Genomic DNA, 15663 nt, shown 5'->3' with positions numbered 1-15663 from the left:
GTCGCTCATCTGGCCAGGGCCAGCGCCACCGCGTCGGGACCGGCCGGGAAACGGAGCTGCCCCGACACGTCGTTCGCGGCGCGCCACACCCCTTCGGCCACGTCGGACTCGCTCGTCACCAGGGCCGGCTGCCCGAAGGAGGCGAAGATGCGCTGTGCGAGAGGCGCGTAGGCGTCGGGAATCAGGCCTTCCATGCGGGATCCCCCGTTGCTCGTGAAGCGCGTCGTCGGGCCGTAGCCCGGCTCGACGAGCTTCACGCGCACGCCGAAGGCCTCGAGCTCGAACGCGAGCGACGCGGTGAACCCTTCGATGGCCATCTTGCTCGCGGTGTAGACGGCGACCAGCGGCATCGGCGCGAGCGTCGCGCTCGACGTCACGTTCACCACCACGCCCGATCGCCGCGCGCGGAGCTGGGGCAGCACGGCCTGCGTCATCGCCATCACGCCAAACGTGTTGGTCTCGAACACCTCGCGCACCGTGCTCATCGGCGTGGCCTCGAAGGCGCCCATGAGCCCGATGCCAGCGTTGTTGACGAGAACGTCGATGGGCCCGCTCGCCTCGAGCGCAGCCGCGATGCTCTCGGGCTTCGTCACGTCGAGCGCGACCACGCGCAGCCGGTCCGACCGAGGCAGCACGTCCTCGCGCGGCGTTCTCATGGTGGCGACGACGTTCCAGCCCTGCGCGTGGAAGTGGCGCGCGGTTTCGAGTCCATATCCCGAGGAGCAACCCGTGATGAGCACAGTGTTCATGAAGGGAAGATAGCGGCGGCGCGCTGGACCATCTACCATTGGTAGTCCACGTTTCGTTTGCTAGAGTCCGGACATGAACGACCCTCTCTCGGAGGTCATCGCGCTGCTCCAGCCGCGCGCCGTGTTCTCGAAGCGCATCAGCGGCGCCGGTCGCTGGGGGGTCCGCTACGCGGACTTCGGCCAGCCGAGCTTCTGCGCCGTGCTGGAGGGCAGCTGTCGTCTCGCCGTCGACGGCGAGCGTGCCCTGACGCTCGAGGCGGGCGACTTCGTGCTCCTGCCGGCGACGCCGGGGTTCACCCTGTCGGGCTTCGAGCCGGTGAGGCCAGAGCGCATCGACCCGAAGGTGACGCCCGCGCCGACGGGTGAAGTCCGCCACGGCACGCGCGGTGGACGCCCGGACGTGCGGCTGCTCGGCGGCTACTTCCTCTTCGACTCGCCTGACGCGGCGCTGTTCGTGTCGCTGCTGCCAGCGCTGCTGCACGTGCGCGGCGTCGAGCGCCTCTCCGTGCTGGTGCGGCTCGTGGGCGACGAATCCAACGAGCAGCGATCGGGGCGCGATCTCGTGCTCACGCGGCTCGTGGAGGTGCTGCTCATCGAAGCGCTGAGGTCGACCTCGGCTGAGGACGCGCCTCCGGGGCTCCTGCGCGGGCTGGCCGATCCGCGGCTCGCGCCGGCGATACGGCAGATGCACGCTCAGCTCACGCGCTCGTGGACGGTCGCCCAGCTCGCCAAGACCGCGGCCCTTTCGCGCTCGGCGTTCTTCGAGCGCTTCACCCGCACCGTGGGCATGCCGCCCATGGAATACCTGCTCGCCTGGCGCATGGCCGTCGCGAGGGATCTGCTCCGCCGGCACGATCTCGGGATCGCCGAGGTCGCCGAGCGCGTCGGCTACGGCTCGGCGAGCACCTTCAGCACCGCGTTCAGCCGCCACGTGGGCCAGCCTCCGGGTCGCTACGCGCGCGCGGGGTAGTCGGTGAGGGCAGTGAGCTTCGCCGAAGGATCTCCTGTCTCCTCACGGGCCAGAGCGTCCGGGCGATTTCATTTCACGACGAGCTTCCCAGCGGACGTGACACGGGCTCAGGCGGCCGGCGCTGGACCTACCGGGAGTCGCCAGCGAGCTTTATAGGGATAGCGCGGCGGCACGCGCGCGAGCCCATCAAGCGACGCTTGACCTCCCGGAGCCGCTGAGACCACATGGCAAGCCATGATCAACGCCCCGGTCCGGCCCGGCGACGTCGTGGCGGGCAAGTACCGCGTGGAGCGTCTGCTCGGCGCAGGGGCCGTGGGGGTCGTCATTGCGGCGGTCCACGTCGAGCTCGGCCAGCGCGTCGCCGTCAAATTCATGCGCTCGGCCCACCACGTCTCCGCCGACGCGCGCGCGCGCTTCTTGCGCGAGGCGCGCGCGGCGGTACGGCTGCGCAGCCAGCACGTCGCCCGCGTGTTCGACGTCGGCACGCTCGAAAGCGGCGCGCCGTACATCGTCATGGAATTCCTCGAAGGGCGTGATCTCGCCGCGTTGCTCAAGGAGAGTGGGTGTCTCTCGCTCGACGACGCCGTGGAGTACGTTCTCCAGACGTGTGAAGCCGTCGGCGAGGCGCACGCCGCCGGGATTGTGCACCGCGACCTGAAGCCGGCGAACCTCTTCGTCACGGAGGACGTCAGCGGCGCGCCGTGCATCAAGGTCCTCGACTTCGGGATCTCGAAGATCAGCGGGGCGGAGCTCGCCCTCACAGAAGACGACGAGCAGCTCGGCACCCCCTACTACATGTCGCCCGAGCAGATGAGCTCGCCGAAGGATGTCGATGCGCGCAGCGACCTCTGGGCGCTCGGCGTCCTCTTGTATGAGCTCATCGCCGGGCAGACGCCGTTTCACGCGGAGACCTTGGCGGAGTTCTATGGGCGCATGCTCGCGGCGAAGCCTACGCCGCTCCACGAGCGCCGGAGCGACGTGCCCCCGGAGATCGACGCGGTGATCCAGCGGTGCATGATGCACGAGCGCGAGCAGCGCTGGAACGACGTGGCAGCGTTCGCCGGCGCCCTCGCGCCTCACGCGCCCCTGCGAGCGCGGGGCTATCCGGAGCGGGTTTGGCGGGTGCTCAACATGTCGCGGTCGTCTTCGCCGGGAGCCAGAGACGCGCCGGAGCCGCGGCGCGTGGCGGCCTCCTCGCCGCCGGCCAGCGCCGGGGCAGCAGGGTCGATCGCGCCGCGCCCGCCGGATGCCATGGCGGACACAGCGCCTACCGCGTCCTGGCGCTATGGCGCCCTATCGGCCTTCGAGGTGCTGCTGTCGAAGCCGCGCTATTGGGCTCCCCTTCTCCTCGGCGGTGCGTTCTTCGCGGGCGCTGCGCTGGCGGTGATCGCCTGGGGGGGGCGGCAGGAGGGGGGGCGGCAGGAGGGGGGGCGGCAGGAGGGGGGGCGGCAGGAGGGGGCGCGATCCCCGGCACCGACAGGCCCGCCGGCGGCCTCCTTCGGGGCGTTGAACGCGGCCCCGTCTGCGCCCGTCGAACCTCAAGCTCCCCGCTCCGCGCCCGCCTCTCCCGACGCGAGCGCGAAAGCGCAGGCGGAGCCCACCTCGCCTTCGCCGGCGACGACGGCCACGCTGAAGGCGACGAAGCCCTCCCTGCGGGCGAAGCCCCCGGCCAAGGACCTTCTCACCCCGAAGCCCGAGCCGGCGTTCTCGTACGACGAGCGTCGCTAACCCTGGGACAACGGCGCGGGGTGCCAATATACTGGGATCGGTGCGTGGCCCAGGACCGATGCGTGTGAAGCGCAGTGTCACCGCTGCGGGTGCGCTGATCCTGTCGTTATCGCTCGCGCCGCGCGTCCTCGCGGACCCGACCGCCGAGGACCGGGCGGCCGCCGATGTGCTCTTCCGCGAGGGGCGCGCGCTCGTCAAGCAGGGCAGCTACGCCCTGGGGTGCGCGAAGCTCGCCGCCAGCCAGAAGCTGGACCCGATGGCCGGGACGCTGCTCGCCCTGGCGGATTGCTACGAGCGCAATGGCGCGACGGCGAGCGCCTGGGCGACCTTCAACGACGCCGAAGCGATGGCGCGCAAAGCGGGCGACGGGCGGCGCTCGAAGGAAGCGGGGCGGCGTGCGGGCCTCCTCGAGCCGCAGCTCTCGAGGCTCGTCATCGAGGTGGCGCCGGAGGCCCGGGTCGAGGGGCTCGAGGTGCGGCGCAACGCGAAGCCGCTCGATGCGGCGATGTTCGGCTCGGCGATCCCGGTCGATCCGGGCGAGCATGCAATCGCGGCGGTGGCGCCTGGCAAGAAGGCATGGAGCGCGAAGGTGGTCGTCGAGCCGAAGCCAGGGCAGAGGACGGTGCGCGTCCCTCTGCTCGAGGACGCGCCCGCGCCAGGGCGGGGAGCGCCCGCGCCCGCGGCCACGAGCGCCGCGCCCGCGGCGAGCTCGTGGAGCGCGCAGCGGACCGTTGGGCTCGTGCTGGGCGGGGTGAGCTTGGCGGGGATCGCGGTAGGCGCTGTGTTCGGTGTCGAGACGCTCTCGAAGGTGAGCGAGGCGCGCAGCCAGCACGGGTGTACCAACGACGACCCTCCCCGTTGTGACGCCGAGGGGGTCAAGCTCCATCAGGACGCCAACACGACCGCCAACATCTCCAACGTGGCGTTCGCGGCGGGAGGCGCGGCGCTCATCACGGGCCTGGTCGTGTTCCTGACCGCGCCGTCGAGCGACGCCGTGCCGTCGACGGTGCTGGAGGTGCGCCTGGAGCCTCCGGTCCGGGCGGGAGCAGCGGGGCTGTCGCTGCGAGGTAGCTTCTGAGATGCGCCCGACGCGACCATGGGGGCTCGTCATCGTCGGGGGCGCATTGCTCGTCGCCGGCTGCCAGATCATCGCGGGTGTGCGCGCCGACGCGGAGCTGAACCAAGGAGGCAGCGGCGACGAAGCGTGCAGCGTTGCTTCCGAGTGCCAGAGCGGCGTCTGTCAGGACGGCATCTGCAAGCCGGCCGAGGCGAAGTGCGCGCTCGATCTCGAGCCGTTCGACATCCTCACCTCCGAAGACCTCGGCGGCCATGAGGTCGACACCTCCTCGCTCGTGCTGGCAAGCGGACCCGATCGCGTATTTGTCTCGGTCGTCGACAAGATTGCCAGCCGGCTCGTGATCGGGACGGTGCACGAGATCGGAGAGCCAGCCGGGTCGAAGACGGAGTTCCCCTTCACCGACGGCGCGGCCTTCGTCACCGGCCGCGAATCGGGAGGGCAAGTCATCCTTCAGGGCAGGGTGGGGTACGAGATCGGGCAGCTCGTCTTCCCCACGACCGCCGACGGCGTCTCGTCCGAGGGGACGTTCCAGCGGTTTCCCGCGCTCGCACCGGAGTGCGCGAGCCCCAACGTGGCAACGTCGATGGCGTTCGTCCAGGCGGGCGACAACACCCTTTACGCCGCGACCTGCGCGGCGCCGGGCGGCTCGACGCGAGCGCTCGTCGTCGGTGGATCGGCCGAGCCTGCGCCGACCCTGGTGGCCCAGGGCCCACGTACCGATGCCTCGCTCAACGTTCACTACTACACCGTCACGAACGGCCAGCACCTCCTCTTGTTGGATGACAACGCGACCGGAGAGGCGTTCTTCAGAACGGGCGCCTCGCGCGCCGATCTCGGCGTGGCGCACCAGATCCAGTTCAGCCCGTCTCCTGACGAGGTGGAGTCTTTCTTCGGGGCGTTCCCGCTGCCCGAGGGCGATGGCGTCACGCTCTTGATCGTGCACCTCGTTCCTCCGCCGAGGCTCGCCCTCTCGGCGGAGGTAGGCGTCGTGAAGGACTTCCTGTCGCTCGGACAGGTTCCCCCGCCCGGCTTTACCCCTGTCTTCAAGCTCCAGAATGTAAACCAGTACAACCCCCCGGGCCCCGTCGCGAGCGACGGCGAAAACGTGTATTTGACGTTGGTGCCGCCGCCTGGAAAGAGCGTGAACCTGGGCTGGTTCACGCGAACAGGCGAGAGCGTGCTCCCCCACCAGCTCATCTTCTCCCTTCCGGACGGCAGCAGCGCGCAGATCCTCGGCTCGACCGTAGCGCAGCTCGGCGTCAAGCTGCTCATCGCCTGGATCGAGCAACGCGACGGTGCCTACTCCGTGCGCGGTCAGCGGCTCATCTGCACGCTGCAATGACGGGCCAACCGGCGCGGCGCCACGTGATGATGGTGTCGAGCTTGCCGATGGCGAAGCGGTACGAGAGGAGCCGCTCCGCTTCGACGGCGAGCACCTCGCAGGCGGCGGTTCGCGGCGCGGCTCGCCGAGCGCATGGAGGTGCCGTACCGGGTGGGGCGGAAGAGCGCGGTCGAGGTGGCGGAGGGGCGGGGGTAGTCATCCCGGGGGCGATGCTGCCGGCAGGAGCACGGATTCCGTCGTGGTGATGTCGGATGACCTCCGTGGCGCTCTCGGATGCATTCATGTCTGCAAATAGTGATAACACGGAGGTCCTGGTGGGCAAACCTTGCACCGTCTCCGCGTGTTGCGTTGCCTGAGGGCCCTCGCGCCATTGCCGGCGGAGGAGCGGTTGGTGGATACCCCCACTGCGTGGCGCAGTTTGCAGCATCTTGCTTGATCGAGCAAGCCACCATGGTGGCGAGCGCCGCGCGCGGCGCTCGCCTATGCGCCCGGCGCAGGCAATCGCGCGGAGACGGCGGCCCGCGGCCGCAGGCGCGCCGGGCACGGAGACTGCTAATGCCACGAAGAGGCCCGCACAGAGGTCCGAGGAGTCAGGTGCCGGTGAGTGAGCGATGGCCCGAGAGACCAGCCCGACCCCGGCGTGCACACGAATGCAGGAGAGCACCATGTCAAACACGAAAGACATCGAGCTCGAGCCATCGCAGGCAGCGACTGGCCGAGATCACGCCATCGGCGGGGCGCCAGGCCCCGAGGACACCGCGCGTGCGACCAAGATCGTGGCAAAGTCGCTCGTTCGCGAGCTGCTCGCTCAAGGACATCAGGCGTCGCGCCTCGTCTTGCTCGCGGCCGCGCTGGTCGAGGCCGTCACGTTGGAGCTGCAGCGCGCCGCGTCCGGCCCGATGGCACCGGACGGCCCGGATGGCACGGCGTCCATGACCGCGCGCCCGTGACCAGGCTGGGCGCCTGGAGCTCCGGGTGCCCGCGTTCGCCAGCCGGACCGCCCCCGCCTTGCACCCGGGCGTGAACGCCCTCCTCGTTCTCCGTCCCATCCCTGCCTCCTTGTGCCATCAGGGGTGTCCACCGACGCGAAGGAGGACTAGGTAGCGAGTTGGGTGCGTTGTTCTCAGGCGACGTCCGGCGCTCCGACACCGCGGGTGTGACGCCGCGACCGGCTGCGCGCCAGAGCTACCGGGGAGATCTTCATGGCCGATGTCGTCCTGCCGTTCGAGAAGCCGGTCGCGGAGCTCATCGCCAGGGTCCGGGAGCTGCGCGCGCTCGTCGCGTCCGATCGGAGCCTCGTGGCGGAGCTCGCCGAGCTCGAGGAGAGGATGAACCGGCTCGCGCGCGAGGTCTTCGCTGCGCTGACGCCGATGCAGAAGGTGCAGCTCTCGCGGCACGCGAACCGTCCTCACACGCTCGATTACGTGCAACGGATGTTCACCGATTGGTGCGAGCTGAAGGGGGATCGCCGCTTCGCCGACGACTGCGCGGTCGTCGCCGGGCTCGCGGGGTATCACGGCCGCAGCGTGGTGGTGGTGGGGCACCAGAAAGGGCGCGATGCGAAGGAGAACGTGAAGCGCAACTTCGGCATGCCGCACCCGGAGGGGTACCGGAAAGCCGTGCGGCTCTACGAGCTGGCGGAGAGGTTCCGGCTGCCGATCCTCACGTTCATCGACACCCCCGGCGCTTACCCGGGCCTCGGCGCCGAGGAGCGCGGGCAGAGCGAGGCGATCGGCGCGGCGCTCGCCGTGATGGCGCGGGTGCAGGTGCCGATCGTGGCGACCGTCATCGGCGAAGGAGGCTCCGGCGGCGCGCTGGCGCTCGGGCTCGCCAACCGCGTGCTGGTGCTCGAGTTCGGCTGCTACTCGGTCATCTCGCCCGAGGGCTGCGCGGCGATCCTCTGGCACGACCCCGCGCGCGTCGGCGACGCGGCTGCGCAGCTCAAGATCACCGCGCCGGACCTGCTGCGGCTCGGGGTCGTGGACGCGATCGTCGAGGAGCCCACCGGGGGAGCCCATCAGGATTACGACGGCGCCGCGGCGTTGCTCGATCAGGCCCTCTGGACGACGCTCGCTTCGCTCGACGAGCTCGGAACGGAGGCGATCGTCGACGATCGGTACCGGAGGTTCCGCGGGCTCGGGTCGTTCAGCTGACGCGCCAACCTGGAGCTGTCGACCGCGAGCCCGGCAGGGCGACGAGGGGCCGTGGCGCGACCTCCCTCCCCACGCGCCCCCGGTCGAGCCACGACCGACCTCCAGCGTCACGAAAGCGAACGCCCTGAAGCGCTCCACGAGTCACGCCTCCGTGCGCGCGCTGCCCGCGACAGGCTTGCTTCCGATCACCAGGACATCGACGAGCGCCGCATTGGATAGCGACAGAACGAACTCGATCGCCCGGCTGATGTCCGTCGTGGCGAGCATCTGCTCCGCCAGGAGGCCCGACCCGGCCGCCATGTCGGTGTCGACCACATCCGGGCACAACGTCGTCACCTTGATCCCCTTGGGCAACAGCTCCCGTGCCAGAGACCGGCCGTAGCCGACCAGCGCGTGTTTGCTGGCCGCATAACCGCCGACGACAGCGAACGGCTCGACGCCCGTGACGGACGCGATGTTGAAGATGTGGGCCGACCCAGCCTCGGCCAGCGAGCCCAGGCAGGCGACGCACAGGTTGTGTACCGCCTTCACGTTGGTCGTCAGCATCGCGTCGAGATCTTCCATCGCCATGCTGCTGGTACCGAAGCGGAATATGCCGGCCGAATTCACGAGGACGTCGAGGCGCCCCCAGCGGCTGAGCTCCGCCTGAACGGCGCCGCGCGCGGCGTCGAAATCGCACAGATCCACCGCGACGGCGCTCACCGTCCTTCCATATTCCCGGCGCAGAGCCTCCGCGCGTTCTGCCAGCGATGCACGTCCACGGGCCACGAGGATGAGATCGAAGCCACGGCTGGCGAACCAGCGCCCGATCTCTCGTCCGATCCCGCGGCTCGCGCCCGTCACGAGCGCCACTTGAGACATGGTCCTCTCCTTGTCGATCACGAGCAACGCAGCCGCCGCGCTGCGGTCTCTGCCACACAGATGGGGGCGGCTGGTCGCATCGAGCCTGACGAGCCGCCAGCCAACACACCGCCAACACACCATTAACCGCGCGGATCACCCATCGAAGCCGATACTTTGGACCTGCGCGCACAACGAGGGATGGAGCCGATATGTCATCGACCTCTCTCGATGGCGGTCATACGCTCTATCACGCAGAGACTCCTTGAAGTCCTCGGCGCTACGCCATTGCGAGACGTTGAACAGGCGGTACCTGGCCGACGGGGCGGCGGAGCGGAACAGCCGGGCGTTCAGGAAGCCCGGGTGCGCTGCCATGTGGTCCTTGGCCCTGTCCCACATCGCGAGGACGTCCGGGATCTCGGCCTCGCTGATCTCAAAAGGATTGATCAGCCACGCGTGGCCAGGGAGCCCCCGGGACAGCTCCGACAACATGACACCCAGTCGGCACTTCGTGCCTTGGACGAGGCCAGCCGATGCACCGCGGGGCGACACACCACCCAGCGCCGCCTCGCCGACATCGGTGTCATCGAACGCGTAGACGGAGAGCAGCGTGTAATTCACGTCGCGGATCGGCTCGAACACATGGAACAACTCTGCAGTTCGCAGGCCGCACCGCTTCCGCAGGGCCAGCGCGTGGTCCTGCCAGCGCTCGGCATAGCTCGGCGCGGCCACGGCGTCGACGACGTCTATCCAGTAGATCATGTCCAGACCTCAGCGCGGCGCCGTGTAGAGCGCGACGCGGCGGCTCAGATGGAGAGCAAAATCGCTCTTGAATGGCTCGACGATCGACACGAAGCGGTCGCCGTGGACCCCAGCGAAGAAGCGCTCGGCGCTGTCCCATTCCGCCACGTTGATGAACTTGACCTCGTCAGCCAGGTTCCTGGTCCGGTACAGGCTGGAGTTGACGTACCCGGCGAGCTGGCTCATCGTCTGCGCCGCCTCGGCCCACATGGCGGCATAAGCTGCCATGCGCTCCTCGGGCAGGAACATGAGGTCGACCAGCACCATATTGCCGGAGGGCGGGCGGAAGCGGTATTCGGAGCCGTCGACGAGATCCATCTTGAAACCGGTGAATTTGGTGCCGGCCGCGCCCAGCACCGAGACAAGCTCTGCGTTCTGTCTCACCGCGGCGCGGGCCCGCTCCCAGTCCTCCGCCGAGCTCCACCGGCAGACGCTCACCATCTCCCAGCCGGTGCGTGGCCTGAGCGTCTGGAAGATCTCGAGCAGCTGCCCCCCCTCAAAGCCTGGTTGCTCGGAGAGGAAGGAGCACACGGCGCGCCATGCATCCGCCGCGACGGGGCGGTTTCTTGTCTCAAGAAGATCGATGACCATAACCATGGATCAAATTCTTTCACTGTGGATGGGTGTCAGCGGCGAGGGCTTCATCCGCCCCTCGCGATTTCATCGACGACGTGTGACAGGCATATCTGAAATGTACCTTCGAACGGGGCAACGAGATTCTTGTAGTCCTTGCCGGCGAGCTGCTTCATGAACGCGTCTTCGCTCTCCCACTCGGCGCGACTGATGAAGTAGTACGTGTCGTGCTCCGGGTGGTAGCTCTGAAAGAGCTCTGCGGAGATGAACCCATCCCGTCCGGCCATGAGGGCCTTCGTCGCGCCCCACATCATCGCGTTCTCCGCCGCCTGTGGCTGCCGGATGCGGTAAGGATTGGTGATGACGAGGCGCGATCCTCGCGCCGGCTGCTCCACGAATTCGCTCCGATCGACGAGCCCGTAGAGGTTGATGCCGCGATCGGCCTCCAGCGGCCGCTCCAGGCCGGCCGCCCGGGCAGCATAGTGAGCGTTGATGTCGGTCCATCGAACAACGCTGATCAGGTCGTATCCGCGCGCGTTGAAGCGCTTGAAGACGACGTGAAGCTGGGCATTGAGGAACCCGGGGCACGCGGCCAGCTCACGGGCTGCTCCAACCCACGACCGCCGAAGCGCGTCGGTTCTGTCGGTCTCTACGATGTCTATTTGTGCGATCATGTGAATGCCAATCTGGTCAATGATGCGGGCAGGTGGGCTAGCATGATCTGGCTCTTCGGCTGGAAGCCGCCGCTGATGATCGCCTTGAACGCGGGGCTCGCGAACGCAGCCTGGAACGCGGAGACGCTGGTCCAGCGCGCGACGTTCACGAAGCAGCCCGCGCGCTCGCCGGGCACAGCCTCGAACAGGCGGCTCATGACAAACCCTGCCTGGGTTACCATATAGGCAGTCGCGCGGTCGAACTGCCGCAGGAAGCGCGCGCGATCCTGCAGCGCCAGCGCGCACAGCGTGATCAGCAGGACGCCAGCCGACGAGCTCGCTCGGGTGATCGCGATCCCGTCACGACGACCGCGAGCGCGGACAACCGTGCGAGCGTCGAGCCTGAGCGACGGCTGCGGCGACGAGGCGTCCATGGGGTCATCTCGAGAGAGTCGATCCGGTGTCGTCGAGACCGTCATGAGAACGTACGGTGCCGTGCCATAGCCATCGCGATCCAGGTCATCTTGCTCGATGGCAACGGAGAGGCCGGCGCGTCCACACCCCCGGCGCAGGAGCTGCTCGCCTGCCCTCGCGGGGTGAGCGCTCGCCGAGGACAGGGTAAAAAAATCGAAACGGGTGACCATGATCCTCACTCCCAGCACTGGCCGGCTGACGGCGGCCTCAGCGCAAACTCGTTTCAGGATGGAACCTCGACGCCCCCAGGAAGCCGGGCGTGGTCGCCCTCCTCTTTATCCATGCCATCCCTGCCTTCCCGCCCCCTCGGGGTTGCCCGCGGAATCGGGGGATCATCCTGCCCACCGCTTCTCGTTCGTCCCGGTGCTCAAAGCCAGGCATCGCTCGATGCCGCCCGGGCGCACCGCTGCTACAATGACGACGCGTGGCAGAGCCGGCCGCGGAGCTCCCACGCCGGCGTGCCGGTCCCAGGCATGCGCCATGAGCACGGAAGCATGTGCGATGGGCGCGGGGAGGGTCATAGGATGGCACGAGCACTCGAGGTCGCTTCCGTTGTGTTCACCAGCGCGTTCGCCGGCGGCAGCCTGCTGGTGTCGACCGCCGTGGCTTCCAGTTTTTCATCCATGCGTCCGAGCGAGTTCCTGGACTGGTTCGCGGTCCATGGACCGCGCATGGGCATGACGCTCTTCCCCTTGAACGTCGGGGGAACGGTGGCGTGTGGATACAATCTGTTCAGCGCCATCAAGCGGAAGCAGAACCCGTTGCCGTGGGGGCTGGCCACCGCGTGCATGGCCGGCACGCTCGTCTTGTTGCCTCTCTACTTCGCACGCGCGAACGAGGCTCTGATCGGGAAGACGATCGACGTCCGGGAGGTGCCCGAGGTCATCACGTCGTGGTCCAAGTGGCAGTGGGGACGAACGGGCCTCAGCGTCATGGCAGCGCTCTTCGCTGGAGTTGGAGCGCGCAGGGCGACCTCCGGGTGACTCCCCGCCAGGTGCGCTCACCTCATCAACACGCCGCCGTTCACGTGGAGGACCTGGCCCGTGATCCATCGGCTGTCGTCGGACGCGATGAAGGCCACGACGTCGGCCACGTCCTCGGGCGTCCCGACCCTGCCGAGCGGCGTCATCGAGGCAACCCCCTGGATCCTCTCGTCGGTCATCTGCGTGCGCAGCGCGTCGGTGTCGATGATACCCGGCGCGATCGCGTTCACCGTGATCCCACGCGGCCCGAGCTCCGCGGCGTGGACGCGCGTGAACGCCTCGATCGCCGCCTTGGCACCGGCGTACAGCGACGTCCCCGGCATGGCCATGCACGAGAGATCCGAGGAGATGTTGATGATCCTCCCGGAGTTGCCCATGAGGCGCGCTGCCTCCTCGGAGGCGAAGAGCACCGAGCGCGCGTTCAGATCGAAGATGTTGCTGAACGCAGCCCGGCTCACGTCCTGCAGGGCGCACGCCTCGAACACGGCGGCGTTGTTCACGAGGACGTCCACCCGCTCGAACGCCGCGGCGGCGCGCTCGAAGAGCACCTTGATCTCCTCGACGCTGGAGACGTCGGCGCGCACCGCGGTCGCGCGCCGTCCCATGCCCCTGATGTCCTCGACCACGCGCGCTGCAGCCACCTCGTTCGCTGTGTAATTGACAATCACGTCCGCGCCGTCGCGCGCGAGCCGTCTCGCAACGGCAGCCCCGATCCCGCGTGACGCCCCCGTCACCACCGCAACCTTGCTCTGTCTCATCGCTCTACACCCGTTCTCTTCACGCCCTCGCGGGCGCGTTACATGATTCGCCCTGTTGGCTGGTCGGCCATGGTTCCGCTCCGACCGGCGCTACGCGATCGGCTCCACGAAGCCGACGCCCTGCGCGTGACCCGCGTCCTGAGTCCTCTGCTCGACGACCGCTCGGAGCGTGTCCTCGAAATCCTCGCGACGGACGAACGGGACCAGGAGGCCCCGCTCCCTGAGGCTCGCGAGCGAGACGCCCATCGCCGCGAACCTGGACCGGACGAGGACATTGATGCAATGGACGCGTGGCCTGTTCCGCTTGATCCACATCACCATCCCGGTGCGGTACTCGCGGTCGAAGTCCGTGAGGCGCTCGGCGTCCACGAAGAGGTCCGCCGGGTGGCCGGACGCGGCGAGCGCCTCGAACAGGCTGACCAGCGGGGGGACGAAGGCGGCCTCCCCGTGGCCGCTGCAGCGCACCACGAGCACGCCTGGAGCAGGGTGCTCCAGCCGGACCTCGCCCCGGTCCGTGCTGATCCTGTCACCGCCGATCTGCGATACAAAAAACGCTGGCATCAACGTCTCCTCTCGCCGGGCATCCCAGGCGTGCTCGCCCTCACCGTCACCGTTCTGCCACGACAGTGGCGACCGCGAAGTTCGCCTGATGGGAAATGGTCAGATGTATCTTCTCGACGCCGAGCTCCCTCGCGATCTTCAGCGACGCGCCGGAGAGCTCGAGCGTCGGCCGTCCGCCCTCGGCGCGGATGACCTCGAGCTCGTGCCATGCCAGCCCCGCCGGCGCGCCGAGGGCCTTGACGCAGGCTTCCTTGGCGGCGAACCGGCCAGCGAAATGCTGAGCAGGGGAGCCCCGCATGCGGCAATAGGCGCGCTCCGTCGCGGTGAACAGCCGCTCCTCGAAGCGGCCCTCGTGCCTCTCGATCGCCGCCGCGATGCGATCGATCACGCAAAAATCAACGCCGACACCGATGATCATCCCGTGAGCCCTCTCCCCCGCTGGGTTCACGAACGCTTCGCGCGGTCGACGGCGCCGTGGATGTCCGCCACCGTCTTGAGCGCCTTCTCCGCGCCGTCCCCGAGCCTGACCTGGAAGGCCCGCTCCACCGCGCACACGATCTCGATCATCTCTGTCGAGTCCACGTCCAGGTCGTCCTGGAGCAAGGCGTCGTCCGAGAGGTCCTTCATGGGTCTCCCGAGGAACTCGGCGAGGATCTTCTTCACCTGCATATCGACGGTCTGAGCACTCTGCATCGCTTGCCTCTGCATTGTTAAATCACGTTGTTTGACGTTCTTGTGCGGTTCGAGTTTCGTTATCTCCGGTCCTGGCCGATGATCATCGACGCGTTCATGCCGCCGGAGCCGCGGCTGTTGATCTGGGCGAAGCGAAGCTCGCCGTCCTTGATCGCGTCCGTGGTCACCGCGAGGTCGCAGCTCGCGTCGAGCGCGTCGACGTTGGTCGTCGGCGGGACGGTTTGAGAGAAGAGACCCATGGCCGCGAGGGCGGCGTCCATCGCGCCGCCGGCGCCGTACAGGTGTCCAAACATCGATTTAGGCGCCGTCACCTTGACCTTGCTGCCGAGCGCGCCGAACACCTTGTGGATGGCGGCGGCCTCCTGCGCATCTCCGTCGATCGTGGCCATGCCGTCCGCCATGATGAAGGAGACGTCGCTCGGCTCGATCCCGGCTTCGTCGATCGCCTTGCGCATCGCGATGCTCAGGCCGCGCTCCTCCCTCGGCAGCGGCGCGGGGTGGCATGCGTCGCTGGACAGGCCGAAGCCCCTGATTTCACCGTAGATCCTGGCGCGCCGACGGATGGCGTGAGCCCGGTCCTCCAGCACGAGGAACGCCGCCCCCTCGCCCGGGACGAGCCCGTGGCGACCGGCGTCGAACGGGCGATACGCCGCCTCGGGTGGCGTGTCCCGGTCCTGGTTCAGGATGCCTTCCGTGAGGCACGCAGAGTAGGGAAGCGGCGACATGACCGCCTCCGTACCGCCGGCGAGGATGATGTCGCAGTGGCCCTGCGCGATGCTCCGCGCAGCGTATCCGACGCTGGCCAGGCCGCTGGCGCGATCGCACACGATGGTCTTGCTGTGCCCGCGGAGCCCGAACAGGATCGAGACCTGCCCCTGCGGCGCGGCAGGGAACCAGGCGGTGGCCTGGTGGGGGCTCACGTCCCGCACCCCTTTTGTGTACAGGTGCCGCAGCTCGCGATCGGTCACCGTCCAGCCGCCGAAGCAGTTGCCCACGTAAACGCCGAACTGCTGCCTATCGACCTTCTCGAGGTCCACCTCGGCGTCCTTGAGCGCCATCGCGCAGGCGGCGATCGCGTACTGCGTGTACGGGTCCAGCTTGCGGGCCAGGCGGGACGGCATGAAATCGATGGGTTCGAAGCCGGTCACCTCGCCGCCGAAGACGGCCGGGAAGCGGCTGGTGTCGAACTTCGTCACCCTGCGCACGGCGCCTTTCCGGTTCAGCGTGTTGGACCAGACCGTTCGACTACCGACTCCGTTCGGGGCGAGGAGCCCAATTCCGGTGATTACTACCTGACGATTCACTGT

General features: G+C 68.4%; 18 protein-coding genes. 7 read left to right on the top strand and 11 right to left on the bottom strand.

What is annotated here, in order from left to right; translation table 11 throughout:
- Positions 1–5: 5 nt before the first annotated feature.
- Positions 6–749, bottom strand: a complete 744-nt coding sequence (locus tag WME73_RS08000; RefSeq protein ID WP_437915303.1) for an SDR family oxidoreductase — start codon at positions 747–749, stop codon at positions 6–8.
- 73 nt (positions 750–822) lie between these two features.
- Between WME73_RS08000 and WME73_RS07995 the strand changes: the two genes are divergently transcribed.
- The 6 genes from WME73_RS07995 (at position 823) to WME73_RS07970 (ending at position 8020) form a co-directional block, all read left to right on the top strand.
- Positions 823–1719: a cupin domain-containing protein gene (locus WME73_RS07995; RefSeq protein WP_437915302.1), complete on the top strand. Its 897-nt coding sequence runs from the start codon at positions 823–825 to the stop codon at positions 1717–1719.
- A 234-nt stretch (positions 1720–1953) separates the two neighbouring features.
- A complete protein-coding gene (locus WME73_RS07990; protein WP_437915301.1) occupies positions 1954–3447 on the top strand; it encodes a protein kinase domain-containing protein in 1494 nt (497 codons plus the stop codon).
- Between the two features lie 58 nt (positions 3448–3505).
- Entirely contained in the window at positions 3506–4525 is a 1020-nt protein-coding gene (locus WME73_RS07985; protein WP_437915300.1) for a hypothetical protein, read from the top strand.
- A gap of 1 nt (position 4526) precedes the next feature.
- Positions 4527–5867 (top strand): hypothetical protein, encoded by a 1341-nt coding sequence (locus tag WME73_RS07980; RefSeq protein WP_437915299.1) that lies wholly within the window; start codon positions 4527–4529, stop codon positions 5865–5867.
- A 665-nt stretch (positions 5868–6532) separates the two neighbouring features.
- On the top strand, positions 6533–6817 hold the full coding sequence (locus WME73_RS07975; protein ID WP_437915298.1) for a hypothetical protein: 285 nt from the start codon (positions 6533–6535) through the stop codon (positions 6815–6817).
- A gap of 252 nt (positions 6818–7069) precedes the next feature.
- Positions 7070–8020 (top strand): acetyl-CoA carboxylase carboxyltransferase subunit alpha, encoded by a 951-nt coding sequence (locus WME73_RS07970; protein WP_437915297.1) that lies wholly within the window; start codon positions 7070–7072, stop codon positions 8018–8020.
- 141 nt (positions 8021–8161) lie between these two features.
- Here WME73_RS07970 and WME73_RS07965 read toward each other — a convergent pair whose 3' ends face one another.
- From WME73_RS07965 to WME73_RS07945, 5 genes are all read right to left on the bottom strand, one after another.
- Entirely contained in the window at positions 8162–8881 is a 720-nt protein-coding gene (locus tag WME73_RS07965; protein WP_437744888.1) for an SDR family NAD(P)-dependent oxidoreductase, read from the bottom strand.
- A gap of 135 nt (positions 8882–9016) precedes the next feature.
- Positions 9017–9622, bottom strand: a complete 606-nt coding sequence (locus WME73_RS07960; protein ID WP_437744887.1) for an antibiotic biosynthesis monooxygenase family protein — start codon at positions 9620–9622, stop codon at positions 9017–9019.
- Between the two features lie 9 nt (positions 9623–9631).
- On the bottom strand, positions 9632–10258 hold the full coding sequence (locus WME73_RS07955; RefSeq protein ID WP_437915295.1) for a hypothetical protein: 627 nt from the start codon (positions 10256–10258) through the stop codon (positions 9632–9634).
- Between the two features lie 44 nt (positions 10259–10302).
- Complete coding sequence (locus WME73_RS07950; protein ID WP_437915294.1) at positions 10303–10908, bottom strand: antibiotic biosynthesis monooxygenase family protein; 606 nt, start codon at positions 10906–10908, stop codon at positions 10303–10305.
- The gene (locus WME73_RS07945) at positions 10905–11531 is read right to left on the bottom strand and encodes an antibiotic biosynthesis monooxygenase family protein (RefSeq protein WP_437915293.1); all 627 of its coding nucleotides are present in this window, start codon (positions 11529–11531) and stop codon (positions 10905–10907) included. The genes WME73_RS07950 and WME73_RS07945 overlap by 4 nt, the downstream gene beginning before the upstream one ends.
- 354 nt (positions 11532–11885) lie before the next feature.
- Between WME73_RS07945 and WME73_RS07940 the strand changes: the two genes are divergently transcribed.
- The gene (locus WME73_RS07940; protein WP_437915292.1) at positions 11886–12344 is read left to right on the top strand and encodes a hypothetical protein; all 459 of its coding nucleotides are present in this window, start codon (positions 11886–11888) and stop codon (positions 12342–12344) included.
- A gap of 17 nt (positions 12345–12361) precedes the next feature.
- Here WME73_RS07940 and WME73_RS07935 read toward each other — a convergent pair whose 3' ends face one another.
- The 5 genes from WME73_RS07935 to WME73_RS07915 all read right to left on the bottom strand — a co-directional run bounded on the left by WME73_RS07935 (position 12362) and on the right by WME73_RS07915 (position 15660).
- Positions 12362–13102 carry a glucose 1-dehydrogenase gene (locus WME73_RS07935; protein ID WP_437915291.1) on the bottom strand — a complete coding sequence of 247 codons (741 nt, stop codon included), beginning with the start codon at positions 13100–13102 and terminating at the stop codon, positions 12362–12364.
- Positions 13103–13192: 90 nt separating this feature from the next.
- Positions 13193–13663: a hypothetical protein gene (locus WME73_RS07930; protein WP_437915289.1), complete on the bottom strand. Its 471-nt coding sequence runs from the start codon at positions 13661–13663 to the stop codon at positions 13193–13195.
- A gap of 46 nt (positions 13664–13709) precedes the next feature.
- Positions 13710–14081, bottom strand: a complete 372-nt coding sequence (locus WME73_RS07925) for a holo-ACP synthase (RefSeq protein ID WP_437744880.1) — start codon at positions 14079–14081, stop codon at positions 13710–13712.
- Between the two features lie 26 nt (positions 14082–14107).
- On the bottom strand, positions 14108–14356 hold the full coding sequence (locus WME73_RS07920) for a phosphopantetheine-binding protein (protein WP_437744879.1): 249 nt from the start codon (positions 14354–14356) through the stop codon (positions 14108–14110).
- A 59-nt stretch (positions 14357–14415) separates the two neighbouring features.
- On the bottom strand, positions 14416–15660 hold the full coding sequence (locus WME73_RS07915; RefSeq protein ID WP_437915288.1) for a beta-ketoacyl-[acyl-carrier-protein] synthase family protein: 1245 nt from the start codon (positions 15658–15660) through the stop codon (positions 14416–14418).
- Positions 15661–15663 lie beyond the last annotated feature (3 nt).

It is taken from the genome of Sorangium sp. So ce302, from assembly GCF_051530145.1.
GTDB lineage: Bacteria > Myxococcota_A > Polyangia > Polyangiales > Polyangiaceae > Sorangium > Sorangium cellulosum_B.
Note: the sequence above shows the minus strand (reverse complement) of the source record. Positions and strands in the feature narration are given on the sequence as shown.